General features: G+C 71.0%; 28 protein-coding genes. 10 read left to right on the top strand and 18 right to left on the bottom strand.

From position 1 onward, the window contains the following. Positions 1-13: 13 nt before the first annotated feature. From AB0K28_RS22395 to AB0K28_RS22385, 3 genes are read right to left on the bottom strand one after another with little or no spacing between them, the layout of a single operon-like run. Positions 14-796 (bottom strand): SRPBCC domain-containing protein, encoded by a 783-nt coding sequence (locus AB0K28_RS22395; protein ID WP_345407317.1) that lies wholly within the window; start codon positions 794-796, stop codon positions 14-16. Next, a complete protein-coding gene (locus tag AB0K28_RS22390) occupies positions 793-1,152 on the bottom strand; it encodes a metalloregulator ArsR/SmtB family transcription factor (protein ID WP_364373028.1) in 360 nt (119 codons plus the stop codon). Before AB0K28_RS22390 ends, AB0K28_RS22395 begins: the two co-directional genes overlap by 4 nt. A 44-nt stretch (positions 1,153-1,196) precedes the next feature. Further along, on the bottom strand, positions 1,197-1,955 hold the full coding sequence (locus AB0K28_RS22385; protein ID WP_364373025.1) for a MerR family transcriptional regulator: 759 nt from the start codon (positions 1,953-1,955) through the stop codon (positions 1,197-1,199). Between the two features lie 58 nt (positions 1,956-2,013). Between AB0K28_RS22385 and AB0K28_RS22380 the strand changes: the two genes are divergently transcribed. The 5 genes from AB0K28_RS22380 to AB0K28_RS22360 all read left to right on the top strand — a co-directional run bounded on the left by AB0K28_RS22380 (position 2,014) and on the right by AB0K28_RS22360 (position 5,227). Further along, complete coding sequence (locus tag AB0K28_RS22380) at positions 2,014-2,793, top strand: MerR family transcriptional regulator (RefSeq protein WP_364373022.1); 780 nt, start codon at positions 2,014-2,016, stop codon at positions 2,791-2,793. A 98-nt stretch (positions 2,794-2,891) separates the two neighbouring features. Beyond that, positions 2,892-3,404: an ATP-binding protein gene (locus AB0K28_RS22375; protein WP_364373019.1), complete on the top strand. Its 513-nt coding sequence runs from the start codon at positions 2,892-2,894 to the stop codon at positions 3,402-3,404. Between the two features lie 1,002 nt (positions 3,405-4,406). Next, the gene (locus AB0K28_RS22370; protein WP_364373016.1) at positions 4,407-4,661 is read left to right on the top strand and encodes a helix-turn-helix transcriptional regulator; all 255 of its coding nucleotides are present in this window, start codon (positions 4,407-4,409) and stop codon (positions 4,659-4,661) included. A gap of 102 nt (positions 4,662-4,763) precedes the next feature. Beyond that, entirely contained in the window at positions 4,764-5,090 is a 327-nt protein-coding gene (locus tag AB0K28_RS22365) for a PadR family transcriptional regulator (RefSeq protein WP_364373013.1), read from the top strand. Beyond that, positions 5,087-5,227, top strand: coding sequence for a hypothetical protein (locus AB0K28_RS22360; protein WP_364373010.1), 141 nt, complete (start codon positions 5,087-5,089; stop codon positions 5,225-5,227). Before AB0K28_RS22365 ends, AB0K28_RS22360 begins: the two co-directional genes overlap by 4 nt. Here AB0K28_RS22360 and AB0K28_RS22355 read toward each other — a convergent pair. The 4 genes from AB0K28_RS22355 to AB0K28_RS22340 form a co-directional block, all read right to left on the bottom strand. After that, positions 5,188-6,438, bottom strand: a complete 1,251-nt coding sequence (locus AB0K28_RS22355) for an FAD-dependent monooxygenase (RefSeq protein WP_364373007.1) — start codon at positions 6,436-6,438, stop codon at positions 5,188-5,190. The genes AB0K28_RS22360 and AB0K28_RS22355 overlap by 40 nt on opposite strands. Positions 6,439-6,616: 178 nt before the next feature. Then, complete coding sequence (locus AB0K28_RS22350; RefSeq protein ID WP_364373311.1) at positions 6,617-7,513, bottom strand: RNA polymerase sigma-70 factor; 897 nt, start codon at positions 7,511-7,513, stop codon at positions 6,617-6,619. A 175-nt stretch (positions 7,514-7,688) separates the two neighbouring features. After that, entirely contained in the window at positions 7,689-8,918 is a 1,230-nt protein-coding gene (locus AB0K28_RS22345; RefSeq protein ID WP_364373004.1) for an FAD-dependent oxidoreductase, read from the bottom strand. A 219-nt stretch (positions 8,919-9,137) separates the two neighbouring features. Beyond that, a complete protein-coding gene (locus tag AB0K28_RS22340) occupies positions 9,138-9,830 on the bottom strand; it encodes a TetR/AcrR family transcriptional regulator C-terminal domain-containing protein (protein ID WP_364373001.1) in 693 nt (230 codons plus the stop codon). A 54-nt stretch (positions 9,831-9,884) separates the two neighbouring features. Here AB0K28_RS22340 and AB0K28_RS22335 point away from each other — a divergent pair, with 54 nt between their 5' ends. Then, positions 9,885-11,042: an NAD(P)/FAD-dependent oxidoreductase gene (locus tag AB0K28_RS22335; protein WP_364372998.1), complete on the top strand. Its 1,158-nt coding sequence runs from the start codon at positions 9,885-9,887 to the stop codon at positions 11,040-11,042. A 155-nt stretch (positions 11,043-11,197) separates the two neighbouring features. Here AB0K28_RS22335 and AB0K28_RS22330 read toward each other — a convergent pair whose 3' ends face one another. Next, entirely contained in the window at positions 11,198-12,220 is a 1,023-nt protein-coding gene (locus AB0K28_RS22330) for a tyrosine-type recombinase/integrase (protein WP_364372995.1), read from the bottom strand. A 180-nt stretch (positions 12,221-12,400) separates the two neighbouring features. Then, positions 12,401-13,081: an SDR family NAD(P)-dependent oxidoreductase gene (locus tag AB0K28_RS22325; protein WP_364372992.1), complete on the bottom strand. Its 681-nt coding sequence runs from the start codon at positions 13,079-13,081 to the stop codon at positions 12,401-12,403. A gap of 196 nt (positions 13,082-13,277) precedes the next feature. Here AB0K28_RS22325 and AB0K28_RS22320 point away from each other — a divergent pair, with 196 nt between their 5' ends. Beyond that, the gene (locus AB0K28_RS22320; RefSeq protein ID WP_364372989.1) at positions 13,278-13,706 is read left to right on the top strand and encodes a helix-turn-helix domain-containing protein; all 429 of its coding nucleotides are present in this window, start codon (positions 13,278-13,280) and stop codon (positions 13,704-13,706) included. A gap of 58 nt (positions 13,707-13,764) precedes the next feature. On the opposite strand, the gene AB0K28_RS22315 is transcribed toward AB0K28_RS22320, so the two are convergent. Next, on the bottom strand, positions 13,765-15,276 hold the full coding sequence (locus AB0K28_RS22315; RefSeq protein WP_364373308.1) for a UDP-N-acetylglucosamine 1-carboxyvinyltransferase: 1,512 nt from the start codon (positions 15,274-15,276) through the stop codon (positions 13,765-13,767). Between the two features lie 34 nt (positions 15,277-15,310). Further along, complete coding sequence (locus tag AB0K28_RS22310; RefSeq protein WP_364372987.1) at positions 15,311-17,014, bottom strand: enoyl-CoA hydratase-related protein; 1,704 nt, start codon at positions 17,012-17,014, stop codon at positions 15,311-15,313. A gap of 537 nt (positions 17,015-17,551) precedes the next feature. Here AB0K28_RS22310 and AB0K28_RS22305 point away from each other — a divergent pair. Further along, positions 17,552-17,923 carry a hypothetical protein gene (locus tag AB0K28_RS22305; RefSeq protein WP_364372984.1) on the top strand — a complete coding sequence of 124 codons (372 nt, stop codon included), beginning with the start codon at positions 17,552-17,554 and terminating at the stop codon, positions 17,921-17,923. Between the two features lie 106 nt (positions 17,924-18,029). Here AB0K28_RS22305 and AB0K28_RS22300 read toward each other — a convergent pair whose 3' ends face one another. Then, positions 18,030-18,224: a hypothetical protein gene (locus AB0K28_RS22300; protein WP_345407263.1), complete on the bottom strand. Its 195-nt coding sequence runs from the start codon at positions 18,222-18,224 to the stop codon at positions 18,030-18,032. 136 nt (positions 18,225-18,360) lie between these two features. Here AB0K28_RS22300 and AB0K28_RS22295 point away from each other — a divergent pair, with 136 nt between their 5' ends. After that, the gene (locus tag AB0K28_RS22295; RefSeq protein ID WP_364372981.1) at positions 18,361-19,209 is read left to right on the top strand and encodes a family 16 glycosylhydrolase; all 849 of its coding nucleotides are present in this window, start codon (positions 18,361-18,363) and stop codon (positions 19,207-19,209) included. A 321-nt stretch (positions 19,210-19,530) separates the two neighbouring features. On the opposite strand, the gene AB0K28_RS22290 is transcribed toward AB0K28_RS22295, so the two are convergent. The 5 genes from AB0K28_RS22290 to AB0K28_RS22270 form a co-directional block, all read right to left on the bottom strand. Beyond that, positions 19,531-19,785: a hypothetical protein gene (locus tag AB0K28_RS22290; RefSeq protein ID WP_345407257.1), complete on the bottom strand. Its 255-nt coding sequence runs from the start codon at positions 19,783-19,785 to the stop codon at positions 19,531-19,533. 110 nt (positions 19,786-19,895) lie between these two features. After that, positions 19,896-20,114: a hypothetical protein gene (locus AB0K28_RS22285; RefSeq protein ID WP_364372978.1), complete on the bottom strand. Its 219-nt coding sequence runs from the start codon at positions 20,112-20,114 to the stop codon at positions 19,896-19,898. 495 nt (positions 20,115-20,609) lie between these two features. Beyond that, entirely contained in the window at positions 20,610-21,044 is a 435-nt protein-coding gene (locus AB0K28_RS22280; RefSeq protein ID WP_364372976.1) for a hypothetical protein, read from the bottom strand. A 788-nt stretch (positions 21,045-21,832) separates the two neighbouring features. Further along, a complete protein-coding gene (locus tag AB0K28_RS22275; RefSeq protein ID WP_364372973.1) occupies positions 21,833-22,207 on the bottom strand; it encodes a nuclear transport factor 2 family protein in 375 nt (124 codons plus the stop codon). Between the two features lie 9 nt (positions 22,208-22,216). Beyond that, positions 22,217-22,510 carry a DUF952 domain-containing protein gene (locus AB0K28_RS22270; protein WP_345407249.1) on the bottom strand — a complete coding sequence of 98 codons (294 nt, stop codon included), beginning with the start codon at positions 22,508-22,510 and terminating at the stop codon, positions 22,217-22,219. Between the two features lie 78 nt (positions 22,511-22,588). Here AB0K28_RS22270 and AB0K28_RS22265 point away from each other — a divergent pair, with 78 nt between their 5' ends. Next, on the top strand, positions 22,589-22,840 hold the full coding sequence (locus tag AB0K28_RS22265) for a DUF4158 domain-containing protein (RefSeq protein WP_364372970.1): 252 nt from the start codon (positions 22,589-22,591) through the stop codon (positions 22,838-22,840). Here the strand turns inward: AB0K28_RS22265 and sigJ are convergent. Beyond that, on the bottom strand, positions 22,831-23,706 hold the full coding sequence (sigJ, locus tag AB0K28_RS22260; protein WP_364372967.1) for an RNA polymerase sigma factor SigJ: 876 nt from the start codon (positions 23,704-23,706) through the stop codon (positions 22,831-22,833). The two genes, AB0K28_RS22265 and sigJ, sit on opposite strands and share 10 nt — an antisense overlap. Positions 23,707-23,773 lie beyond the last annotated feature (67 nt).

The raw sequence follows: 23,773 nt of genomic DNA, 5'->3' as shown, positions 1-23,773 counted from the left end.
CCTCGAAACCCCCTCAAGCGAGGAGGGAGGCCGCGAGGTCTTCGACGCGGACGCGCCAGGCGTCCACCGTGGACGCATCCCCGGCGTGGGTGATGACCAGGCGCGCGCCGTGACCGGTGCCCTCGCCGAACTCCCAGCGCACCGGCCCGCTCGCCGTCTCGTACTCCAGCAGCTTGCCCGCCTCGGCCCGCGTCACCGGACCGGCCGGGACGGCGGGGACGGTGAACGGCGCGGGCGGCGGCGCGCCGACGGTGGCGGCGGGCCCGTCGAGCAGCCGCCAGACGTCGTCGGCGGGGCGGGTGAGCTGGCGCTCGGCGCGGACACCGCCGTCGTCGGTGACGGCGGCGGGTTGCAGGCCGAGGATGGCGACGAAGTCCTCGTGCAGGCGGGCGGTGTCGCCGGGCGGTAGGGGCGGGCGTCCGTCGAGGTGGGCGTGCAGTTCGGTCAGGCAGGTGTGCCAGCCGGCGGCGAAGCTGGCCGAGCCGTGGTGGTCGGTGAAGGTGTGGGTGAAGGTGAGCAGGGTGCCGTCGCCGTCGGGGGTGAGCTCCCAGCGCAGGTGGTCGTCGCCCCAGGTGTGGGCGAACAGGCGGGGCGGGTCGTTGTCGGTGATGCGGCCGTCGGGGCCGAAGCCGTAGCCGATGCGGTCGCCGTCGATGGTGACCTCGGCGGGGAACCAGGCCGACATGTGCTCGGGGCGGGTGACGGCGCTCCACACCTTCTCCGGCGGGTGGGGCAGGCGGCGCTGCAGGCGCAGGGTGGTGCGGCCGTCGGGGTGCAGGGTGAGGGTCTCGTTCACTTGTTCGGCTCCTCCAGGGTGTCGCTTCCGGTGTCGAGTGCGGGGTCGGGTGCGGGGTCGGGCATGGTGTCGAGGTGGTCTTCGAGCCGGTCGAGGGTGTCGTTCCACAGCCGCCGGTAGGGGGTGAGCCAGGCGTCGATCTCGGCGAGGGGACGGGGGTTGAGCTCGTACCAGCGGCGCTGGGCGTCCTTGCGGACGGCGACGAGGCCGGCGCGGCGCAGCGCCGCCAGGTGCTTGCTGGTGGCGGGCTGGGTGAGGCCGAGCTGCCGGGTGAGCTCGCCGACCTGGTGGGGGCGTTGCAGGAGGAGGTCGAGGATACGCCGGCGGGTGGGTTCAGCGACGACGTCGAAGGGCATGCCCGCGAACATACCCCATCAGTTATATGCCTGCAAGAGCATGTTCAGGTGGCGCGCCGGGCGTTGGCGTGGATCGCGGTACGGAAGTAGGCCGCGAGCCCCGGGGCGAGGGCGTCGTAGACGGCGGTGAAGCGCGGGTCTTCGACGTAGAGGTCGCCCAGGCAGCGGTGCAGGTCGTGGTCGCAGGTGTAGAACCAGCGGTTGATGTGGGCGCGGTGGCGTTCGGCCAGGTCCATGACGTCGGGGTGGTCGGCGGGCACGCCCGAGGTGCGGGCGGCGGCCAGGTCGTCGTTGAGGGCGGCGGCCTCCTTGCCGAGCTGCAGCCAGTCCTCCTTGGTGTAGGCGGCGATGCGCTCCTGGCTCTCGGCGTACTGCGGGGTGCCGCCCCAGCGGCGTTCGACCTCGGCGTCGTGGTCCTCCGGCCGGAAGGAGCCGAACACCTCCAGGCGTTCCTCTGCGGTCAGGGAGATGCCGGTGGTGCGGGCGTTGATGGCGCGCTCGACGGCGGCGATGACCTGGCCGATGCGCCGGGCCTTGCGGGTGAGCAGCTCGTGCTGGCGGCGCAGGTGGGTGAGGTGGTCGGTGCTGGGCCGCTCCAGGATGGCGGCGATCTCGTCGAGGGGGAAGCCGAGCTCTCGGTAGAGCAGGATCTGCTGCAGGCGGGTGATGTCGTCGTCGGTGTAGCGGCGGTAGCCGGCGGGGGTGCGCTCGCGCGGGGTGAGCAGGCCGATCTCGTCGTAGTGGTGCAGGGTGCGTACGGTGATGCCGGCCAGCCGGGCGACCTGTCCCACGGAGAAGCTCATGTCCTCCACGATGCCGCGTGGGACGGGGTGGTGGTCAAACCGGGCCATGCTGGTGGGCGTGGATGAGGAGTTGCTGCCGATCGGGCGCTTCGCCCGGCTGGCCCGGCTGAGCGTGAAGCAGTTGCGGCGCTACGACGAGCTGGGGTTGCTGCGGCCGGCGCATGTGGACGAGGCGACGGGTTACCGCTACTACCGGGCCGCGCAGGCGCGTCAGGCGCTGTCGATCGGGTTGCTGCGCTCGCTGGACGTGCCGCTGGCGGTGGTGGGGGAGGTGCTGGCGGGTTCGGCGGGCGCGCTTGAGGGGGTGCGCAGGACGCTGGAGGAGGAGCTGGCGCGGCGCCGCAGGACGCTGGGCGTGCTGGAGCGGGTGATGGCAGAGGGGCTGCCCGAGACGGCGGTGCGGGTGGTGGAGGAGGAGCCGCTGCGGGTGCTGCTGGTACGCGAGCGCGCGGCGGGCATGGAGGACGTGGGGCGGGCGACGTCGGCGGCGGTGGCGCGGCTGCTGGCCGGTCCCGCGATGGCGGGGCCGGTGCGGCTGGTCGGGCTGTTCCCCCTGGACGTGGCCGAGGCGATGGAGGTGGCGGTGGGCCTGGCCGTTGACGAGTCCCAGGGCGGGGCGGTGGTGTTGCCGGGCGGGCGCTTCGCGTGTGCGACGCACGTGGGGGCCTACGAGCAGATGTCGCTGACCGTGCACGGGCTGCTGGCGTGGTGCGCCGAGCGGGGGCAGGCGGTGCGGGGGCCGGTGCGTGAGGTGTACGTGTCGGATCCGGCGGTGACGGCGCCCGGGGAGCTGGTGACGGAGGTGCTGGTGCGGCTGGACGACCCCGCGAGGGAATAAATGCCCGTATGGGTACGTATGGGCGATTTTAGGGCAGGCTGAGGAGTGGCGGGGAACCGCTCCCCGACCAGCGGGAAGAAAATGCGAGGACGGCGATCATGGATCATCATCGGTCGCCTCGCGCGCCGGCCCAGGCCGCGTACCTGGTGGCCCCGCAGCAACAGGCGGGACCCGCCGAGACGGGGTGCCGGTTGACGCGGGGCGGCTCCACCGGCGCGGGCGGTTCACTGTCGGCCGTATGGACGCTGCCCGCCCTGCCGGCGTCGGTGCCCCAGGCTCGCCACCTGCTGCGCGCCGCGCTCACCGGCTGGGGGGTAGCGGCCAGCGCCGAGGCCGAACTGCTGGCCGACGAGCTGGTGACCAACGCCGTACGGCACGGCCGCGGCCCCGTACGGCTGCAGATCAGGCTGCGCGTCTCCGGCGAGCGGCTGCTGCTGCGCTGCGAGGTGGGCGACCGCGGGCACGGCATGCCGCAGCTGCGGCCTGCCGGCATCGAGGACGAAGGCGGCCGCGGCCTGGCCCTGGTGGCCGGGCTGGCCCGCGCGTGGGGGTGCGCCCGCACGCGCAGCGGCAAGGTCGTCTGGTTCGACGTGCCCGTGGAGGCCTGCTGACACCGGTACGGCGGCGCGTCAAGAACGGGCCGCCGAACCACCATGACATGGTCAAATCTTCGCCCGCCCGGCCGCCGGGCCCGCCCCCGGCCGCCCCACGGGACTTAGCCTGGGGGCGACGGCCAGGAGGACGGCCTCCTGCGACCCCACAAGACACCATGACAGCGGTGACGACTCACACCTTCCGCGACCGCCCAGGCGGCGCGCCCGCGCGGGTGACCGATCCCGCCGGGCCCCGGCACGAGGCCGCCGGGCCCCGGCGCCCGCCCGGCGCGCCCGCATCACCTCCTGCGGCAAGGCCCGCCACGCCCGCCGCGACAACCGCGCCCGCACCCAGGATGGTGGCACCTGCTGCGCCGGCCTCCTGGCGGTCGAGCCCCGCCGCGCAGACCGCGCCCACATATCGGCCGACCGCGCCCACAAACCGGCCGGTCGCACCTTCCATGCCGCTGCAGCCTTCACCTGATGCAGGGCCGACGGCCGCCGGTCCGGCCCGACGAATCATCCCGCCTGCCAGGCGCCCCGCCGTGGGCGCCTCCGCTGCGGGCGCCGATCGACTGGAGTTACGCCGCATGCCCATCACCCGAGCACCGGCCGGCCCCGCCCGCAGGGCGCGTCGCCGGCCCGCCGCCCAGGTACGCGCCGACGCCCGGCGCCCGGCCGGCCGGCGTACACCACCCGACCTCGCCCCGGCACGGCCGAGGCCACGACGCGCCGCCCACCGCCCACCGGCCTGATTAGCGCGCCCCGGCGGCCCGGACGAAGCCGCACGCTCAGCAGCCGCACGCTCAGGCTCAGGAGCCGTCGCCACGGCCCCGGCACCGGCGCCCCGCGACCCCGCACGCCGCCCCGGCACAGAACCCATCACCACCCGCCCCGCCCCGGGACGAACCGAGCACGGCCACCACGCGGCCCCGGTCCTCGACGGCCGCTTATTACCCGGCCGAGCCGCTCCGCGATCACGGACCGGTATTTGTATCCCGGGGGTATAGAGTGGACGGCATGGTACGACCTCCGCTGACCCCCGAAGATCGGCTGCGCGGCGAGCAACTCGGACAGGTGCTGCGCCAGGCGCGCGGTGACCGCAGCATCGTCGAGGTCGCCGCCGCCGCGGGCATGTCCGCCGAGACGCTGCGGAAGATCGAGACGGGCCGCATCGCCACCCCCGCATTCTTCACGATCGCGGCACTGGCCGACGTGCTCGACATCTCCCTCGACCGGCTCGCCACCCGCTCCACGCCCGCGCCCACCGGCTAGCCCGGTTTCGCCTGACGGCGGCACTCCACTCCCATGATCCCGCTCCCCGGTGGTACCGTGGAGCGGTACTCGGTGTCACCGAGTAGTGGAGAGCGGGGTGACGTGGACAACCTCACGGAGATGCTGAAGGGCACGCTCGAAGGCTGCGTGCTGGAGATCATCGGCACCGAGGAGACCTACGGCTACGCCATCACGCGCCGGCTGAACGACCTCGGCTTCACCGACGTCGTCGAGGGCACCGTCTACACCATCCTGCTGCGGCTGGAGAAGAACGGCCTGGTCCAGGTCACCAAACGGCCCTCAGGGGTGGGGCCGCCGCGCAAGTTCTACGCGCTCAACGACGCCGGCCACCGCGAGCTGGCCACGTTCTGGGCGAAGTGGGAGTACATCACCGCACGCCTCGACAAGCTCAGGCAGGGCCGCGGATGAGCTTCCGGCAGAGCGTCACCGGCAGCGACCTGACGCCGGTCGTCGGCGACGCCCTCGGCCTGCTCCAAGAGATCGTGGAGGAGGGGGCCCTGCATCCTCACGCCTGCACGCGGGTCGGTTGCGCGGTGCCGGGGTGAGCAAAGTCCATCTCTTTCATCCGGGCCGCTTTGCCCTTGGTTCGCCATCGGATGAACAGCGCTGAGGTCAGCGGCATCTTGCTCACACGCAGCATCACTTTGCGCAGCGCGAGTTCACGTCGGGTGGCCGGGACGAACAGGCTGCGCATCTGCGTCCCGTTGCGCTGCAAGTACTCGATGGAAGGGCGCAGGTGGCGCTCCCAACGCACCAGCGCCTCGGCCACGCTGCCGGAGTGTCGGGCCAGCATGGTGCCCAGCAGGTCGGCCCCGGCCATCGCGGCGGAGGCGCCCATCCCCGCATACAGCGTCACGCACCAGGCCGCGTCACCGACCAGTACCACCCGGCCTCGATGCCAGCGGTCCATGTGTACCTGCTCTACCGAGTCGAACAACACCTCCTCGGCCGACTCCAGCGCCTCCAGTACTGCGCCCAGCACCGGGCCCGTCGGCTCCGGGCCGAACACCTCGCGCACCCGCTCGGCCTTCGGACGGGTGAACTCGGAGTCCACATCGTCGGTGTGGTAGCTGAGCAGCACGGTGGGCGGTTGATCGTTGAACGGGAAGACCCACATCGACCGCTGGGCTTCGGCCAAGATGACCGAGTCGCTCTGGTCGTGACCGGGAAGCGCACCGGGAAGTCGGTAGGCGACTGCCATGTAGTTCAATCGGCGCAGGTAATTCTCGTGCGGCCCGAAGACCAGCCGCCGCACCGTGGAGCGCAGCCCGTCCGCGCCGACGACCAGGTCGAAACGCTCGGTCACCGAGGTCGTGCCGGCGGCGTCGGTCAGCGTGACGTTCACCCCGTCGGCGTCTTGCTCGATCCGGGTCGGCACGGTGGCGTAACGAATTTCGACGTCGGGCGGTAGCGCGGCGAAGCCGGCTGCTTCCACGTCGCCTCGTGTCATCAGCCATGGCCGACCGGGAAGGTCCCTGAAACTCAGCCCGGGCCGGCGCCTGCCGGCCCGGTCGATGTCGTATCGGGCGCCGTCCGGACCCCGGTCGGTCAATCCGTCCAAGATGCCGAGGCGGTAGGCGGCGGCGCGCCCGGCACCGAACAGCGCGATGAAGTACCCGCCGGACCGCCGGGCGGCGGCCCGCTCGATGATGATCGGTGTCCAGCCGATCTGCCGCAGCCGTAGCGCTGCTGCGATCCCGCTGATGCCCAAGCCGACCACCAGTGCTCGGCGGCCGACGTTGCTCGTGGCGTTCATGAGGTCTCCTTGTGAAGCTGTGGGCGACCCCTGGTCAGCAGCCGAAGTGGCGCCGGGGCTCCGCGGACAAGCCGGGGCAGCCTCGACCACTGGCGCTGAGCTGTGTCTCAGCGCCAGTGGTCGCCGCGCTCGTTCGGGGTCGCGTGTGATGGGCGGACGGTTGTGGTGTCGCCGGTGTTCAGCGCAGGGTGAGCGGGGTGTGGGACGTGAGGTGGGTCAGCTTGTCGGGGTTGCGGACGTAGTACAGGCCGGTGATGCGGGCGCCCTCGACCCGGACCGCCAGGACGCCGTCGATCTCGCCGTCCAGGCGGACGAGGAGCGCTGGGTTGCCGTTGACCACGGTGGGCTCACCGGTGAGTGTTCCTTCGACCTTGCCGAGACCACCGAGGAACATGCGGGCCACCTTCTCGGCGCCGGTGACCGGCCGTAGCGCCGCCTGTTTGAGGCCGCCGCCATCGCTGATGAGGGCAACCTCAGGGGCGAGCACGTTCAGCAGTTTCTGCGGGTCTCTGGTTTCGATCGCACGCTGGAACGCCTCCAGCGCCGCCCGGGTCTGGCGGGGAGAAATCCTCGTGCGGGGGCGGCGGGCTTCGACGTGGCGGCGTGCGCGGTGGGCGATCTGACGGACGGCCGCGGGGCTCTTGCCGACGGCGGCCGCGATCTCGTCGTGGCCGACGTCGAAGACCTCGCGCAGCACGAACACGGCGCGCTCGATCGGCGACAGCGTCTCCAGCACGAGCATGAGCGCCATGGACATACTCTCGGCGAGTTCGACGTCGGCGGTCACGTCCGGCGTGGTGAGCAGTGGTTCGGGCAGCCAGGGGCCGATATACGCCTCCTTGCGGCGCTTCATGCTGCGCAGCCGGTTGAGTGATTGGCGGGTGGTGATGCGGACCAGGTAGGCGCGCTGGTCGTGCACCTGCTCCAGGTCGACCTTGACCCACCGCAGCCAGGTCTCCTGCAGGACGTCCTCGGCGTCGGCGGCCGAGCCGAGCATCTCGTAGGCGACGGTGAACAGCAGGTTGCGGTGGGCCACGAAGACTTCGGTCGCCGCGTCAGCGGTGTGGTCGCGCACGTCCCGGCCCTTCTCCTGCACAGCCCGGCCCTGGCCGGTGATGAGGTTCAAGCATGCATCCACGACACGTTCCTCGTTCGCCGGCAGCCGTACGATCCGGCCCGCTGCTCGATGCGATCGACAGCAGGGCAGCCGAGCTGCCGGAAGACACCCAACACATACGGTACGGATCCGCTCACGGCCGACCGGACCGTCCACGCATGCCCGGCTGAACAGCCTGGTCAGCCGCGGCTGGCGCCTGGCCGCGGCTGGTCCGCAGCAGCTGCCGGCGCTTGTCGTCCTTGACCCAGGTGAGCGAGCCGGGCTTGCGGGCCTCCTCCGCCAGATGCTTGACGGTGCTCTGGCATACGAACTCCTTGAGCTTGGCCCCCGGGCGGCCGCCCACGTAGAACGTGTTGGCGGTGTCGTCCCGGTTGGCGAACTGGAAGATGCCGGCGCGACGCCCCAAGCTGATGCACTGGCCGAAGAATCCCAGATTGAGCGGTGCGGGCTGCTCGCCCGCGATACGGCGGAGCACCGTGTCGGCGGCATGCGCCCCGATCCTCGTGGCGGACTGGCAGCTCATCCGCAACGGCAGATCCGACGGCGCCGCCGCATCCCCGGCCGCGACGATGCGCACATCGTCCAGGCTGGTCAACGTCTCGTCGGTGAGCAGCCGGCCCACGACATCGACGCTCAGCCCGCTGCGGGCGGCCAGGTCCGGCACGCCGAACCCGGCGGTCCAGATGGTCACCACGCTCGGCAACTCACGTCCGTCACCGAGGTGCACCGCATCGCGCCTCACCGCGGTCACTTTCGCCCCCGGGCCTTCGAGTACGGTCACACCGAGCCTGGCCAGCCGCCTGGCGACCGAGCGCCGGCCCCGCGGGTGCAGGTACGGGCCGAGCACCCCGCCGCACACCAGGGTCACGGCGCGGCCCAGCTCCGCCAGCTCGGCGGCGGTCTCGATGCCGGTCGGGCCGGCCCCCACCACCGTCACCGCGGCAGTGGCGGGGACGGCGTCGAGAACCGACCGCAGCCGCTGCGCCTCTGCCAGGGTAGCGATCGGGTAGGCGAACTCAGCGGCTCCGGACACCCTCGGATCGGCGCTGCCGCTGCCCACCGCATAGATGAGATAGTCGTAGCCGATCGTGCCGCCGGTCGCCACCGTCACGCTGCGGTCGGCCGCGCCGATCCGGGTCACGGTGTCGATCACCAACCGGACGCCGCCGGCCAGGGCGTCTTCGTAGCCGACGACCGCGTCGTCGGATCCGCCCACGAGTTGGTGCAGGCGGATCCGCTCGACGAAGCTCGGCAGCGCATTGATGAGCGTCACCGACACGTCATCGCGCTGAGTCAGCCGATTGGCCGCCAGAACGCCCGCGTATCCGCCGCCGATCACGACCACTTTGATGCTCTTGGTCACAAGATGCCCTTCAGGTCCAGAGGTTCGGCTTCAAGACACCGCCCGATCGAGCGCTGTGACAGAGTGTGAGGCAGATCACTATATGCAAAACGACGGAGAAGATCGCCAGCAGGCCGTCCGCGGCTCAGGTGGCCAGATCGAGGTTCGGGTAGGCGGCCTCATCGGGGCCGGCGAAGCAGCCGTGCCGGGCCCCAGCGCGGCAGAAGGCCAGGCAGGTCTTCAGGGGCGTGGCGGGGTGAGTTTGGCGGCCACGGCGTCGAGCACCCATTCCAGGCCCGTGGCGAACACCGTCTCGGCGTCCACCTCCACCCCTTCGTGCACGAACCTGGCCAGCGCCGGGAAGCGGCCGGTGGCCAGCATGCGGCTGACGTAGGGGCCGCGGGCGCGCTGCCAGTCGCTCTCGGACAGGCCCGTGGCGCGCTCGGCCCGCAGGTTCGCGATCTCGCGGCGGATGGCGCCCGTGCAGTACGCGCTGAGCGTCTCCACGGCCCGCATGACGGTCGCCAGGTCGGCCAGCCCGTCGAGGGAGGCCAGCAGCACCTCGTTGACGGCCATCGCGTTGGGGCCGAGCGCGGGACGGCCGCCGAGCAGGTCGGCCAGCCACTCGTGGCGCAGCGCGGCCTGCCGGGTGCGGTGGGCGTGACCGGCGAGCGCCTCACGCCAGTCGCGGGGCGGCTCTGCGGGCAGCAGTTCGGCGTTGACCTCGTCGACCATGAGGTCGAACAGCTCTTCCTTGGTGGAGATGTAGCCGTACAGGCGCATCGGGCCGGCCTCCAGCCGGGCGGCCACCTTGCGCAGCGACACCGCCTCCAGCCCGCCCTCGTCGGCGAGCGCGACGGCGGTGGCGACGATGCGCTCGCGGTCGAGCGGGGCGGGGCGAGCGGGCCGTTCCGGCCGATCCCACACGGTCATGGCTGACATCGTATCGTTGCAATACACTGTATCGACGCTATACGGTGTATCGACATGAGACATCGTATAGCAGTGGTAGGCGCCGGCCCTGGCGGACTCACCCTCGCCCGCGTCCTGCACCGCCACGGCCACCCCGTCACCGTCCTCGAACGCGACACCGCCCCCGACGCCCGCCCCCCGGGCGGCACCCTCGACCTGCACGAGAACCTCGGCCAGCGCGCCATCGCCCAAGCAGGGCTGACCACCGCGTTCGAACGGCTCGCCCGCCCCGAAGGCCAAGCCATGCGCATCCTCGGCACCGACGGCACCGTCCTGCGCGACTGGCGGCCCCGCCCCGGCGAGCGCGCCAACCCCGAGATCGACCGCGGCCAGCTCCGCGACCTCCTGCTCGGCCCCCTGGACGTCCAATGGGGCACGAACGTCACCGAGGTCGTGCCGGACGCCCCCGGCGGCGTCCTGGTGCGCTCGGCAGACGGGAGCGCCCGCACCTACGACCTGGTGGTCGGCGCCGACGGCGCCTGGTCCCGCGTCCGAGGCGCCCTGTCACCCGCCACCCCCCGCTACACCGGCGTCACCCTGCTCGAAACCTCCCTCGACGACGTCGACACCACCCACCCCGACCTCGCCCGCCTCATCGGCGACGGCGCCCTGGCCGTCTACGGCGTCAACCGCGCCGTCGTCGCCCAGCGCAACAGCGGCGGCCACGTCAAGGTGTACGCCCAGTTCCGCGCCCCCCTCGACTGGCACACCGACCCCGCCCACCACCTCGGCCTCACCGGACGGCCCTCCCTTGACCCCGCCGACCGCGAGGCCGTCAGGCCGTTGCTGGAAGCCCTGTTCGACGGCTGGGCCGCCCCCGTGCTCGACCTGCTGCGCCGCGGCACCACCTTCGCCCACCGCCCCCTGCACGTCCTGCCGGTCGGCCACACCTGGGACCACGTGCCCGGCGTGACGCTCCTGGGCGACGCCGCCCACCTGATGCCGCCCCTCGGAGTGGGCGCCAACCTCGCCATGATCGAAGGCGCCGAACTCGCCGAAACCCTCACCCAAGCCAGGGCGGGGGAGGTGGACGCGGCCGTGCGCGCGTTCGAGGAGCGCATGCAGGCCCGCGCCGCCACGTTCGCCGAGATGACGGCCGCCGGCCTGGACCGCCTGGTCGGCCCCGACCCCGCCACGGCCATCGCCCTCTTCGACGACCTCCAGCCCGCCTGACCCACATCAGCGGTCAGCTCCGCCACCAGGATCTCCAGCCGGCCGAACACCCCCAGCGCCTGCCGGCACATCGTCCGAGCGGCGCCATCCCGGCCACCCCAGTCCCAGCAGGAGGGCAGCCGCGTCTCATGCAGGGCGGTCAGGATTCGGGGCGGTCAGGATTCGGGGCGGTCGCGCAGCAGGGGGTGGGTGCGCATCGCGACCTCCAGCTCGCCGGGCAGGTCGTCGCGGTAGCGGCCCAGCGTGGACAGGTCGCCGTGGCCCAGGACCCGCCGCACCGCGTCCATGTCCACCGCGTCCGCCAGCAGATGGGTGGCCGTGGTGTGGCGCAGCCCATGCGGGGTGACCGAGCGGCGCTGGTCGGCCGGCACCCGCGCCTGCACCCGGTCGATCACCGCCTGCACGTCGCCGCGCGCCAGCCGCCGCCCCCGCCACGACAGCAGCAGCGCCTTGTCCGCCCCCGACGGCCGACCCCGCTCCAGGTAGGTCTGCAGCACGGCCGCCACGTCGTCGGGCAGCGGCACGTCACGCGTACGGCCGCCCTTGCCGAAGATGCGCCAGTAGCGCACCCCGTCGTTGGTGTAGAAGTCCTCCACGTTCGCGCGTACGAGCTCAGACACCCGCGGCCCCACCGTCGCCAGCAGCAGCACGATCACCGCGTCGCGCAGCTCCGTACGCTGGTCACGGCGCCGGCCCTGCTCCGGCGCCGTCTCCGGCAGCGCCCGCGCGGCCCCGATCAGACCTTGCGCCTGCTCGCGGGTCAGCGCCCGCCGCTGCGGCGGCAGCCCGCCCCGCTCCCTGGCCGTCACGCTGGAACGCGTCATCGGGTTGATCTGCACCCACCCCGCCAGCGCCGCGTGCTTGAACAGCGCCGAGATCGACCGGCGGAAACGCGCCTGCGACGACGGGGACTGCCCCGCCCCCTTCTCCCGCGCCACCCCCTTGCGGCCGTCCGGGCGGCGCGCGAAGGCCAGCAGGATCGCATCGACGTCCTCGCCCGTCAGGTCGTCGAGCACCACGTCGGCGCCGGCCAGCTCCACCAGCGTGGCCACGTCACGGGCATAGACCTCGGCCGTGGACGGCGACAGCGCCCCCGTCAGCGTCCTGGCGCGCACCAGCTCCACGTAACGATCCGCCGCCTCCGCCACCGTCAACCGGTCGAGCTCCGCAGGCCGCACCGGCCACCCCTTCCCGCACGTCACGACTCGAAGATCCACGCACGACGGTAGCGGGCGGCACTGACAAACGACACCGGCCAACGACACCGCCCAACGGCATCCGCGATCAGCACCGGCCCCTCAAGGACGGCGGCGCCGCAGGCGGCCCGGGCGCGGCGGGCCGCCGGCGGCGCGGGGCGGTCAGGCGTCGAAGATCGCCTCGGCGCGGTCACGCCGCTCGTGCAGTTCCCAGTACAAGGGCGCGATCTGCTCGGGTGTCGCCGTCGCAGCGCCCTCGGGGCCGTGCTCGCCGATCCACACGTTGATCACCACGTGGGCGGCGTGCACGCCGCTGCCGTCCAGCTCCTTGTTCAGGTTGAGCACCCAGTTGCGCAGAGCCGCCCCGGCCGCGTTGACGTTGCCGAACATCGGCACCGGGTCGACCGACCCGCCGCCGGTCGTGAACAGCATGGTCCCTGCGCCGGCCGCGCGCATCGCGGGCAGGACCGCTCTCGCGGCCGTGACGGCGCCGTAGAACTGGTACTCGATCATCGGCTGCAGGGTGCCGACGGTGACCTCGGAGGGAACGGCCGGGGTGAGGCCGGGCACCGGGGCGTGCGGGGCCGGTGAGTACTCCAGGACGTCGATCCCGCCGAAACGGTCCCTGGCCTCGTCCAGGGCGGCGGTCAGGGAGTCACGGTCGAGGACGTCCGCGGGGAACGCCTCAGCCGTGACGCCTTCCTGGCCGAGCCGGCCGGCCAGGGCCGCCAGCTTCTCCTTCGTACGGGCGATCAGCGCGACGTCGAATCCGCGGCGGCCGAAGGTGCGGGCGATGGCCAGCCCCATGCCGGGGCCGGCGCCGATGATGGCGAGAGTGGGCACAATCAGACCTTTTCCATGTCGAGCCCACCGGAGCGGCGGGCGAGGGGAGCAGGAGGACGGACCAGGCCCGGGCGGCGGGGCCCCGCAACCGCCCTGACCTCCAATTCCTCCCTTTTGTGCGTAACGCCAGTATGAGCCAGTATGGAAGGCGCTACAAAAGGCACACCGATGTGCGCGACGGAGAGGAACGGGCGCCATGCACGACAGCCCCACCATCGACGGCCCGGCCCCCGAGATGGCGGCCCCCGAGATGGCGGCCGAGGCCGGGCCGTGCGCGGGCATCCCCGCCGAGCACATGGACTTCGTCCGCCAGGTGCTCGACAGGGTGGGCGACAAATGGAGCTTGCTGATCATCGCCGTCCTGGAGGGCGGCCCGATGCGTTACACCGACCTGCAGCGCCACATCCCCGGCATCTCCCAGCGCATGCTCACCCACACTCTGCGCCAGCTCACCCAGGACGGCCTCGTCACCCGCACCGCCTACGCCGAGGTGCCGCCACGCGTCGAATACGCGCTCACCCCGCTCGCCGCCGGCCTGCACGAGATCGTCAGGCAACTCATCGGCTGGGCGGCCGGCCACCACGACGAGATCCGCGCCAACCGCACCCGCGCCACCCGGCGATGACAACGGCGCGGCCCCCCGGACAAGTGATCCGGGGGGCCGCGCCGCTCAAAGGACAGGGTCAGATGTCGCGGAAGGTCTCGATCCGCGCGCCCAGCGCGTTCAGCCGCTCCGCCAGATCCTCATACCCCCGGTTGATCACGTACACGTTGCGCAGCACCGACGTGCCCTCGGCCGCCATCATCGCCAGCAGCACCACCACCGCGGGCCGCAACGCCGGCGGGCACATCATCTCCGCGCTGCGCCACCGCGTCGGCCCCTCCACCAGCACCCGGTGCGGGTCCAGCAGCTTCACCGACGCGCCCAGCCGGGTCAGCTCCGTCAGGTAGATCGCGCGGTTGTCGTACACCCAGTCGTGGATCAGCGTCGACCCCTGCGCCGAGGCCGCGATCGCCGCGAAGAACGGCACGTTGTCGATGTTCAGGCCGGGGAACGGCATCGGGTGGATCTTGTCGATGGGGGAGACCAGCTTCGACGGCCGCACCGTCAGGTCCACCAGCCGCGTACGGCCGTTCGCCGCCGCGTACTCGCCGCCCCGATCGTGATCGAGCCCCATCTCCTCCAGCACCGCGAGCTCGATCTCCAGGAATTCCACCGGCACCCGGCAGATCGTCAGCTCCGACGACGTCACCACCGCCGCCGCCAGCAGGCTCATCGCCTCCACCGGGTCCTCGGAAGGGGAGTAGTCGACGTCCCGCTCGATGTCCGGCACCCCGTGCACCGTCAGCGTCGTCGTGCCGATGCCCTCCACCCGCACGCCCAGCTGCTCCAGGAAGAAGCACAGGTCCTGCACCATGTAGTTGGACGAGGCGTTGCGGATCACCGTCACCCCGTCGTGGCGGGCGGCGGCCAGCAGCGCGTTCTCCGTCACCGTGTCGCCCCGCTCGGTCAGCACGATCGGCCGCGACGGCGCCACCCCGCGATCCACCCGCGCGTGGTAGAAACCACCCGTCGCGGTGATGTCGAGCCCGAAGTGCCGCAACGCCGACATGTGCGGCTGCACCGTCCGCGTGCCGAGATCACAGCCGCCCGCGTACGGGATCTGGAACTGCTCCGTGCGGTGCATCAGCGGACCCAGGAACATGATCACGCTCCGGGTACGGCGAGCCGCCTCGGTGTCCATCGCCTCCAGCTCCAGCCGGGACGGCGGCACGATCTCCAGGTCACTGCCCTCGTTGATCCAGCGCGCCCGCACCCCGATCGAGGCCAGCACCTCCAGGATGCGGTACACCTCCTCGATCCGCGCCACCTTGCGCAGGATCGTCCGGCCGGAGTTGAGCAGCGACGCGCACAGCAGCGCCACGCACGCGTTCTTCGACGTCTTGACGTCGATGCTGCCCGACAACCGGCGGCCGCCCACCACCCGCAGATGCATCGGCCCGGCATAACCGAGCGAGACGATCTCACTGTCGAGCGCCTCGCCGATCCGGGCGATCATCTCAAGACTGATGTTCTGGTTTCCGCGCTCGATCCGGTTCACCGCGCTCTGGCTCGTCGCCAGCGCATCCGCCAGCTGCAGCTGCGTCCAACCGCGATGCTGGCGAGCGTCCCGGATCAGCCGGCCGATCCGCACAAGGTAATCATCTGCCACAACAGCGAACCATATCTCACATATGAGATGTAGATGCGCCCGAGGGCGCCGACGCGCCGGACAACTCCCGAAGACGCGCCAGATGCTCCGGCGTCGCCTGCGCCTTCACCTTGTGCACGAACGCCTCCCGCGCCTGCCGGAACCCGTTCTGATCGTCGAACATGTCCCGGCTCATCTCCGCCAGCTCCTCGGCCCGATAGGCGTCCAGCGGCTTACGCCGCTCATCGGCCTCCCGCGCATGCCGTCTGCCCGCCAGGAACCGGTCATAACCCGGATCGGCCGCCAGCCGCTCGGCGTACTCCAGCACCCGCCGCTCGAAGTCCAGCCGCGAACCCGCCAGCGCCTTGTCGGCCAGCCCGAACTCCACCGCCTCCGCCGCGCCGATCGGCAACGCCTCCTGCGTCAGAGCCCGCGCCCGCTCCGCACCGACCCGGCGCGTCAGCGAATACGTCCAGTACTCGCTGCCGAACAGCCCCATCGTGCGGTAATGCGGGTTCAGCACCACCGAGTCACGCACGATCACCCGGTCGGCGCCCAGCCCCATCATCACCCCGCCCGCGCCGGCGTTGCCCCCGATCGAGGTCACCACCAGCTGGCTCGTGCAGCCCACGATCTCCCGGCACACCGCGTTGATGGCGTTGATGTTCATCCACGCCTCCAGCTCCGGCTGCTGCGCCGCCTCGATCACGTTCAGGTGGATGCCGTTGGAGAACACCTCGCCGCCGCGCACCACCAGCACCCGCGTGTCCTGCGAGACCGCGTACCGCAGCGCCGAGGCCAGCCGCCGGCACTGATCGGTCGACATCGCGCCGTTGTAGAAGTCGAAGCTCACCACGCCCACGCCCTCGCTGCGGTCGTAGGTGATCTCGCTGTAGCCCGACCGCTGCGGCGCCCCCGCCACCAGGTCGCCCAGCGCCAGCGTCGCCGGCAGCTTGATGCCGCCCTCCCGCTCGACCTTCACATGACCCACCCACAGCGTGCCGTCGCCGGTGTGCACCAGCACCGCGCCCTCCCGGCGCCCCGCCACCTGACCGGGCGTCCCCTCCAGCTCAGGACCCCGGTAGACGTCGAACACCCGTACCGGCAGGTCGCACAGATCCGTCCGCCCGCCGGGCGCGCCGTCGGCCGCGCGCACCCGCCGCAGGATGTCCTCGGTCGGCTCGCTCCAGGAGAACTCCCGGTCGGCGTGCCGCATCGCCCGCCGCAACCGGCCCCGCACCTCCGGCGAGCGGTAGTCCAGCGGCACCGGCACGAATGCCGGATCGGCCGCCTTCGCCGCCACCTCCGCCACCAGCTCGACCGCCGCGTCCGCGACCGGCCCGTTGTACAGCGCCGACTTGCGCGGCGGCTCGGCCGGCATCGGGAACGTCCGGTACCCCCAGATGGGGCCGGCGTCCATCTCCTCCACCGCCTGCAGCGCCGTGACGCCCCACTCGGGCTCGGCATCGGCGATCGCCCAGTCCAGCGAGGACGGGCCGCGGTCACCGGGCGGCCCCGGATGGATGATCACCGTACGGTGGGTGCGCCACAACGCGTCCGGCACCCGCTCCTTCAGGAACGGGCAGATGATCAGATCGGGCTTGTGCAGCTCGGCCGCCTCCGTCATCTGCTCCTGCGAGATGGCCAGCTCGATACCGACGTCATGCCCGGAACGGCGCAACTCGAGCCAGGCGCGCTGGGTCAGGCCGTTGAAGGAGGAACAGAGCAGCAAGATACGCAACGCGGGAACTTCTTTCCGAACAGGGGAGCAGCGGTCACCAGGGGAGGGGCTACCAGGCGGACGGCGGATCGCCGCACGCGTCACGACCCTTTACGGCAGTCCCATTTGACCCATACATGCACATGATGCTGACATGAAATCTCCACTGCTGGTGACCAATCACGGCAAAAAGCCACGTACGCGGCCCCAGATTGACCCGCTTTGCCCCGTAAGATCCCGCCAGGTCACAGCCCCCACCCCACGAAAAAAGGGGCGCCCGAGCGGGGGAGTAGCCCGAGCGCCCCCGGCGATGACAGCCCGCCCATGCGAGACACATCACCACACCCCCAGCATCCCGCCCCACCACCCCACCCCAGGTCACGCCCAGGACAGAATCCACCGCCGGCCCCTTGACACAACCCCGCCCCACCACGATCCAAACCCGCCCGCCCACCCCGACTTCCCGCACCCCCAAAACCCCTTGAACCGACCTTCACCACCACCACACCCACCCACCCGTCGTCACCCCGCATCCTGACCAGAGAAGGGGGACACACCATGCACACCACCCTCACCACACTGACCGCCACCCTCACCCTCACCACCATCTGCACCACCGCCTGCACCACCACACCACCAGCTCACGACACCGCCGCCCGACCACCCGCAGCCGCCCGCACCACCGACTGCGGCCGAACCCCCACCGGCCTCCACATCACCGCCGACCTCCCCACCCAACCCGCCACCGCCTGCACCACCGCCCGCCACGTCGCCGACGCCTACCACCGCAACCGCCCCACACCGGGCGACGACCTCCCCAACTTCACCGTCAACGTCGACGGCACCACCTGGGAATGCCGCCAACTCGATCGCCCCCGCCCCCATGGCCGCTGCCAGCACCCCGCGGGCGGCGACGTCACCCTCACCTGACCGCTCAAGCCCACACCCGCCCCAACAGCCGCTCCGGGACACACCGCCGCCTCCTGCAAGGTCAGCGACCGCCCCGCGGAAGCGGCCACCCCACCCCGCCGGGCGATCAGGCGATACCGCCCACCGGCTTGCCGTTGTGCAGACCCCCGACACACACCAGCCGCGTCGGACTCGACGAACTCGGCATGACGATCCCGGCCCCGATCACACAGTCGGCGATCGTGACCGTCCCCGCCCGAAGCACCTCAGCGGAAGCAGCCGACGCGACACCCACCGGCAGCACGGCGCCGAACGCGAACACAGCGCGCGACGACACTGACACGAGACATGATCCCGTCCAATCACTATGAGTCATGACAAGTGACTCATAGCTACCGCACCCACCACACCCCGAAACCCTCTACCGTACGACTGATAATGATCAAGAAAGGAGCCACATGCCCGACCCCACCATCAACCGCCGCACCCTCCTCACCCTCGGCACCACAACAGCCGCCGGCCTCTTAGGACTCGCCACCCCCGCCCGCGCCGCCGCCCCCACCTGGGAGAACATCGTCCAAAAGACGTCGTTCGACGACCAGGCCAGCTTCACCGACAGCTGGCAGCACGGCTACCCCTGGGGCCAATACCACAACGGCGCCGCCAAAATGCTCCCCAGCAAGGCCACCCTCTCCGGCGGCGTCCTCACCCTCACCGCCACCCGCCTCACCACCAGCACCGAGAACAGCCCCTCAACCCCGAACGCCCCCATCTGGTACCACTCCGGCGCCGTCCACGCCACCACCCCCATCCTCATCAACGACCAGTTCCCCGAGTACGACATCGAAGGCGAATTCCGCACCCAGACCGGCCAAGGCATCTGGCCCGCCTTCTGGACCACCGGCATCTACCCCGACTGGCCCCCCGAGAGCGACATCCTCGAATACGTCGGCGACTCCACCAACCTCTTCAACACCTGGACCAAAGCCGCCGGCGAGAACGACCCCGCAGAACGCACCCCCCTGCCCGTCACCAACCCCGGCGCCTGGCACCGCTACCGCCTCTGGATGGAGAAGGACGGCGACGACGTCCTGCTCGACTACTACTTCGACGGCCAATGGCAGGCCACCCACCGCGGCGTCGGCTGGGCCGGCATCCCGCAATACCTCATCATCAACCTGCAGATGGGCTCCTGGGCCTCCGGCGTCGAACCCGGCGACCCCGAATGGCCCCAGCAACCCGGCCCCACCGGCGACACCACCTTCCAAGCCCGGAATGTCTGGTTTGGCCGCACTCGTAACTGGTGACCGTCCGTGACCTGAAGCGAGGGGAGCCCCCGGCCGCGAGCCTGCCGGGGTAGGGGAGCACCCCTGTGATTCGGCCCGGACGCGACCTGCCCGCGCTCCTGCATCGCCTCTGGCGCGCGGGCACCGCCTTCACACCGGCTTCTCCCGGGGGATCCACTCGCCGCGTCCATGCCGAGCGCCGCAAGGAGACGTCATCACGTGTCCCGGCCATACGACGCTAAATCGGCATGAACGGGATGAAATGCGCTATACCAGACAGAACATACATTCTGTCTGGTATCGGAATCGAGGGTGAGGGTGGCCGGAAGCGGGGGCCGGGGGTCATAAACGGTTGACGAAGCGTGCGGCGGCGCGCTGGCTCATGCCGGTTTCGCCGCGTACGAGGAAGACGGCTTCCTGGATCTGGCCGGCCGCCTTCAGCTCTCGTGCTTGATCGACGAGGCTGATGCTGATCGTCGGCCGGTTACGCGGGTTCCTGGTGAGCCGGACGGCGAAGATGATCAGCCAGATGGCTGCGGCGGTGACCACTGCGGTGATCGCCACGAGGCTCGGTGTGGAGATGGCGAGGGCGGGCATGTGCAGGCGTCTGCCCGGGTGTGCGGGCTTTATTCGCCGGGGTTGCTCGTTGCTTGATAATGAACATTATGTCAAGTAGACCGTTCCGGGGGCCTCTCCCGCAGGGGCTGTCAGAAGAACGTCACCGTACGCCCGCTCACCCCACGCCGGTGCACCCACCCCAGCAGCGCCTGCGCCGCGAGCAGCAGCGGGACGATGAGCAGCGCCACCACGGCCAGCCGCTCGAGCCCGCCGGGGTCCGCGACGTCCTGCGGCGGCGAGCCGGTCATGAGTCCCCCGGCGGTCAATGGCAGGGACGCGGCGGTGACCAGCGTGGCGGCGAACGTCATCCCGTCCCGTCCCCTCCCCAGCGCGAGCCACGCCGCGGCGGCCGCGGACCGGCCTGGCGAGGCCCGGGATGAGGGCGGCGGGCGGCGCGCGCCGAGCAGGAGTGCCAGGAGCGCGATCGTGAGGGGTGCGGCGCGGGTGAGGTGCGGCGGGCGTGTCGGGGTGACTCCCCCGTGGTTCTGAGGTTGAGGAAGGCGGTGCCGTGCAGGAAGAAGACGGTGACTACGGTGAGTGAGGTGAGCAGTGCGTAGGGGTTGAGTGGCGCTCCCCCGGTTCTGTACGGCGTTGCCGAGTCTGGCGAGGGTGAGGGTGTCCCTTTTGGGGTGGTGGCGGAAGAGGGCGTGTTCGGTGAGGAGTCCGAGTGCTGCTCCTCCCTTGAAGGCGATGAGTTCGTCGATGCGGAGGCCCGGTGGGGCGGTCGGTGAGGAGGGTGGCGGCCGGGGGTCGCTCCTGAGGGGTGATCGTGTCTCGTTCTGGAGGGCGAAGGGGTCTCGTCCTCAGGTTGGGGTCCGCTGGGTGAGGAGTTTGAGTGCGGCGCCGGTGAGGAGGCGTACGGCGGCGATGACGAGCCAGCCGGTGAGGAGGGCGGCGGGGCCGTCGATGCGCAGGGGCAGGCCGAGGGCGGTGCACAGCTGGGAGGACAGCCACAGGGCGGCCGGTGTCAGCAGGAGTGAGATGGCGAGGATTCCGGGGTGAAGGTGGGCGGGAGTGTTGCGGCGGGCGGCGGTGTGGTCGATGGTGATGCGGCTGCCGAGGGCGGTGGCGAGCAGGAGGAGTGCGGTGATGGCGATGGCCTGGGCCTGATGTGCGGGTGGGCCGTCGAGGTGGATGCCGGGGGTGAGGTGGAGGGCGGCCCAGGCGGCGGCGGTGGAGGCGGCCAGTGTGGTGGCGATGGTGAGGGTGGTGGGCGGTTGTGGGGGTGGGTGCGCCATTGCTTCAGAATCACATGGAATTTGGGGTTTTGTGAGGTGGCGCACATTTGGCGGTGTTTGTGTGCGTAATGTGGGTGCTTATTGTGCGGTTGTGCGCAGTGGGAGTCGGGAAATAGCGGGTTTTGCCGTTTTCTCGCAGGTGGGGCCGGTGTGCGGAGCGTGATGGGTGCTGGTCGGCGGGGTGGGGTGCCTCTCCCCTGCCCGTGTGATGGGTGTGCCGGGTGTGAAGATTTTTTAGCCGTGTCGAGGTGCGTGCGCAGGGTGATATCGGGGGTGTTGAGCGGGGGTTTCGGCGGCCTGGGCACGCTGGCCGGGGCATTGACGGTGCATTTGACTTTATGTTGATTGGGTGTCGCCCGCGGGGGGTGGCGTTTAGGGTGGAGCTCCTGCTATTCGCGCCGCGAGAGGAGCAGCACGTGGGGACTGAGTCGGTGTTATGCCCGGTGTGCCGGGGGGTTCTGCCCGCTTCGGGGAAGGATGCGTACACGACGTTGCGCGGTCGGCTGATCGTGACGAACGGATACTGCGCGGGTGGTTGCGCGGAGCGGCAGGCGGCCGAGCAGGAGCAGCGGCTTGCGCGGCAGCAGGCGCGTCCGGAGCCTCAGGGGCAGCCACAGCAGCCGGGGCAGCAGCAGGCACAGCCGACTCGGCCGCAGCCTCGGGTGCAGGCGCAGCCCCGGCGGGAGCCCTCCCCCGCGCCGGTTCCTGCTGGGCCGGTTCCTGCAGCGTCGGTTCCTGCTGGGCGGGTGCCGGTGCGGGTGGTGCGCTGACCGGTCGACGGCCGGCGGTCAGGTGTGGCCGTCGGTGGTGTGCCAGTAGTCGCGGGTGCGGATGGCGAGCCCGTCGGGGGTGAACCGGGCGAAGACGCAGCCCGCGAGGGTGACGGGGCGGCCGTCCTCGTGGGCGTGGACGCGGAACTCGATGGCGGCCTGGTCTCCGTCGACGATCGGGGTGGCGAAGGTGACGTGGGGGTCGGTCTCGCCGCTGAAGGACCAGGTGATGTAGTCGGCGATGGCCTTCTTGCCGCGGTGGGGCGGGCGGAAGGGCATGCTGAGGTGTTCGGCGTCGTCGTGGTAGAGGGCGATGATGGCGCCGGTGTCGTGGTGGGTCCAGCCGTGCTGCCAGGTGTCGGCGAAGCGCTGGGCGGCGGTCCTGGTGTCCATGGCGGGTCTTCAGGGCGTGTAGGGGCGGGCGGCGGTGACGGCGGTCAGCGGCAGGGGCCCGTACAGGTGGGGGTAGCCGTTCTCGACGCGGACGTCGAGGCCGGTGGGGTCGATGTCGAGGACCAGCAGCGGCTCGGTGACGTCGGCGTAGAAGGTGTCGTGGACGGTGCGCAGCTGGGCGAGGTCGCGGCTGCAGTGGATGAAGCCTTCGTCGTCGAGGGTGCGGCCGAGGGTGGAGATGCGGTACTCCCCCGCGTTCTGGGCGTGCTGCCAGTCGGCGTGCAGGGCGAGGTGGTGGATCACGGACCTCATTATGGGGTGCCGGTAAGAAGTGTGTCATGAACCCAAGCGGCGTTGATCTTGCTGTGACGTGCCTGGTCAATGCTGGCTGGTCATGAAACGCCCCTCGATGCACATCGACGATTGCTGCCGGAAGACGTGGTGGAGCACGTGGCCGAGCAGGTGCGGGTTCCTGCCTCGGAGTTCGGCTTCTATGAGTGGTCCGGCTTCACCATTGAGTACCACCGTCATCGGGTCAGCACGCACGTGGGCTTTCGTACCTGCACGACGGAGCTGGCGGTGTGGCCGGCCGAGGAGGTCGCGCACGCCGGGGACGGCAGCGATTACACGTAGTTGGTGGCCGGCGACAGGTGGGTGAGTTTCCCAGGGTTGACGATGCCGTAGATGTGCCGCGCCCTGCCGGTGACGGCGTCCAGGTCCAACACCAGCACCGCGAGCAGCTCATCCTCAGCCGTCAGCAGCGCGGTGGGCTGGCTGTCGTGGAGCCAGCGGGCGCGCAGGTGACCATAGCGGGGGCCGAGCTTTGCGAGTAGGCGTGCCACCTTGGCTGCCCCGTTCACCGGGCGCAGGGCGGCCGGCACCGCGCCGCCGCCGTCGGTCCACAGGGTGACGTCGGGGGCGAGGACATCCATCAGATCTCCGAGGTGGCCGCCGAGCGTGGCGGCCAGAAAACGCTCGGCGGCCTGGCGCGCAAGGTCGGGGTCTGCGGGGAAGCGCGGCCGCCGCGCCTGGACGTGCTCGCGGGCACGGTGGATCAGCTGGCGGGCCGCCGCGGGAGAGCGCTCCAGGAGGCGGGCGATCTCGGCGTGCTCGTAGCCGAATCCCTCTCGCAGCACGAAGGCCGCCCGTTCCAGCGGAGAGAGGGTCTCCAGCACCACCAGCAGGCCGAAGGTCAGCTCTTCTGCCTGGAAGGCGGCCTCGGCGGGGTCGGCTGCGGTGAGCAGGGGCTCCGGTAGCCAGGGCCCCACGTAGTCCTCCCGAGCCGCGCGCAGACGGCGCGAGCGTGCCAGCGCTTGCCGTACGGCGATGCGCACCAGGTATGCCTTGGGGTGCTCGATCTGGTCGGCCTCCACGGTGGCCCAGGCCAGCCAGGTTTCCTGCACCACGTCCTCGGCGTCGTGCACGCTGCCCAGGATCTCGTAGACGAGGGTGAACAGCAGGTTCCTGTGCTGGTTGAAGGTGGTGTCCGCGGCGGCCATCTGTCTCCTTAAACGCCATGTCCTGCCCATATAAGAGGATTCGCGGCCCAGATGTGACATGTGCCCT

It is taken from the genome of Nonomuraea sp. NPDC049504 (assembly GCF_040676845.1).
In the GTDB taxonomy this organism is placed as follows: domain Bacteria; phylum Actinomycetota; class Actinomycetes; order Streptosporangiales; family Streptosporangiaceae; genus Nonomuraea; species Nonomuraea salmonea.
The sequence above is the reverse complement of the archived record's forward strand: the minus strand, read 5'-3'. Positions and strand labels throughout refer to the sequence as shown.

Excerpts from the sequence above, each read along its gene's own strand:
- AB0K28_RS22390 (WP_364373028.1), bottom strand. The coding sequence starts at position 1,152 with ATGCCCTTCGACGTCGTCGCTGAACCCACCCGCCGGCGTATCCTCGAC.
- AB0K28_RS22385 (WP_364373025.1), bottom strand. The coding sequence starts at position 1,955 with ATGAGCTTCTCCGTGGGACAGGTCGCCCGGCTGGCCGGCATCACCGTA.
- AB0K28_RS22375 (WP_364373019.1), top strand. The coding sequence starts at position 2,892 with ATGGATCATCATCGGTCGCCTCGCGCGCCGGCCCAGGCCGCGTACCTG.
- AB0K28_RS22370 (WP_364373016.1), top strand. The coding sequence starts at position 4,407 with ATGGTACGACCTCCGCTGACCCCCGAAGATCGGCTGCGCGGCGAGCAA.
- AB0K28_RS22360 (WP_364373010.1), top strand. The coding sequence starts at position 5,087 with ATGAGCTTCCGGCAGAGCGTCACCGGCAGCGACCTGACGCCGGTCGTC.
- AB0K28_RS22355 (WP_364373007.1), bottom strand. The coding sequence starts at position 6,438 with ATGAACGCCACGAGCAACGTCGGCCGCCGAGCACTGGTGGTCGGCTTG.
- AB0K28_RS22340 (WP_364373001.1), bottom strand. The coding sequence starts at position 9,830 with ATGACCGTGTGGGATCGGCCGGAACGGCCCGCTCGCCCCGCCCCGCTC.
- AB0K28_RS22335 (WP_364372998.1), top strand. The coding sequence starts at position 9,885 with ATGAGACATCGTATAGCAGTGGTAGGCGCCGGCCCTGGCGGACTCACC.
- AB0K28_RS22320 (WP_364372989.1), top strand. The coding sequence starts at position 13,278 with ATGCACGACAGCCCCACCATCGACGGCCCGGCCCCCGAGATGGCGGCC.
- AB0K28_RS22305 (WP_364372984.1), top strand. The coding sequence starts at position 17,552 with ATGCACACCACCCTCACCACACTGACCGCCACCCTCACCCTCACCACC.
- AB0K28_RS22295 (WP_364372981.1), top strand. The coding sequence starts at position 18,361 with ATGCCCGACCCCACCATCAACCGCCGCACCCTCCTCACCCTCGGCACC.
- AB0K28_RS22290 (WP_345407257.1), bottom strand. The coding sequence starts at position 19,785 with ATGCCCGCCCTCGCCATCTCCACACCGAGCCTCGTGGCGATCACCGCA.
- AB0K28_RS22285 (WP_364372978.1), bottom strand. The coding sequence starts at position 20,114 with ATGACGTTCGCCGCCACGCTGGTCACCGCCGCGTCCCTGCCATTGACC.
- AB0K28_RS22280 (WP_364372976.1), bottom strand. The coding sequence starts at position 21,044 with ATGGCGCACCCACCCCCACAACCGCCCACCACCCTCACCATCGCCACC.
- AB0K28_RS22275 (WP_364372973.1), bottom strand. The coding sequence starts at position 22,207 with ATGGACACCAGGACCGCCGCCCAGCGCTTCGCCGACACCTGGCAGCAC.
- AB0K28_RS22265 (WP_364372970.1), top strand. The coding sequence starts at position 22,589 with ATGCTGGCTGGTCATGAAACGCCCCTCGATGCACATCGACGATTGCTG.
- sigJ (WP_364372967.1), bottom strand. The coding sequence starts at position 23,706 with ATGGCCGCCGCGGACACCACCTTCAACCAGCACAGGAACCTGCTGTTC.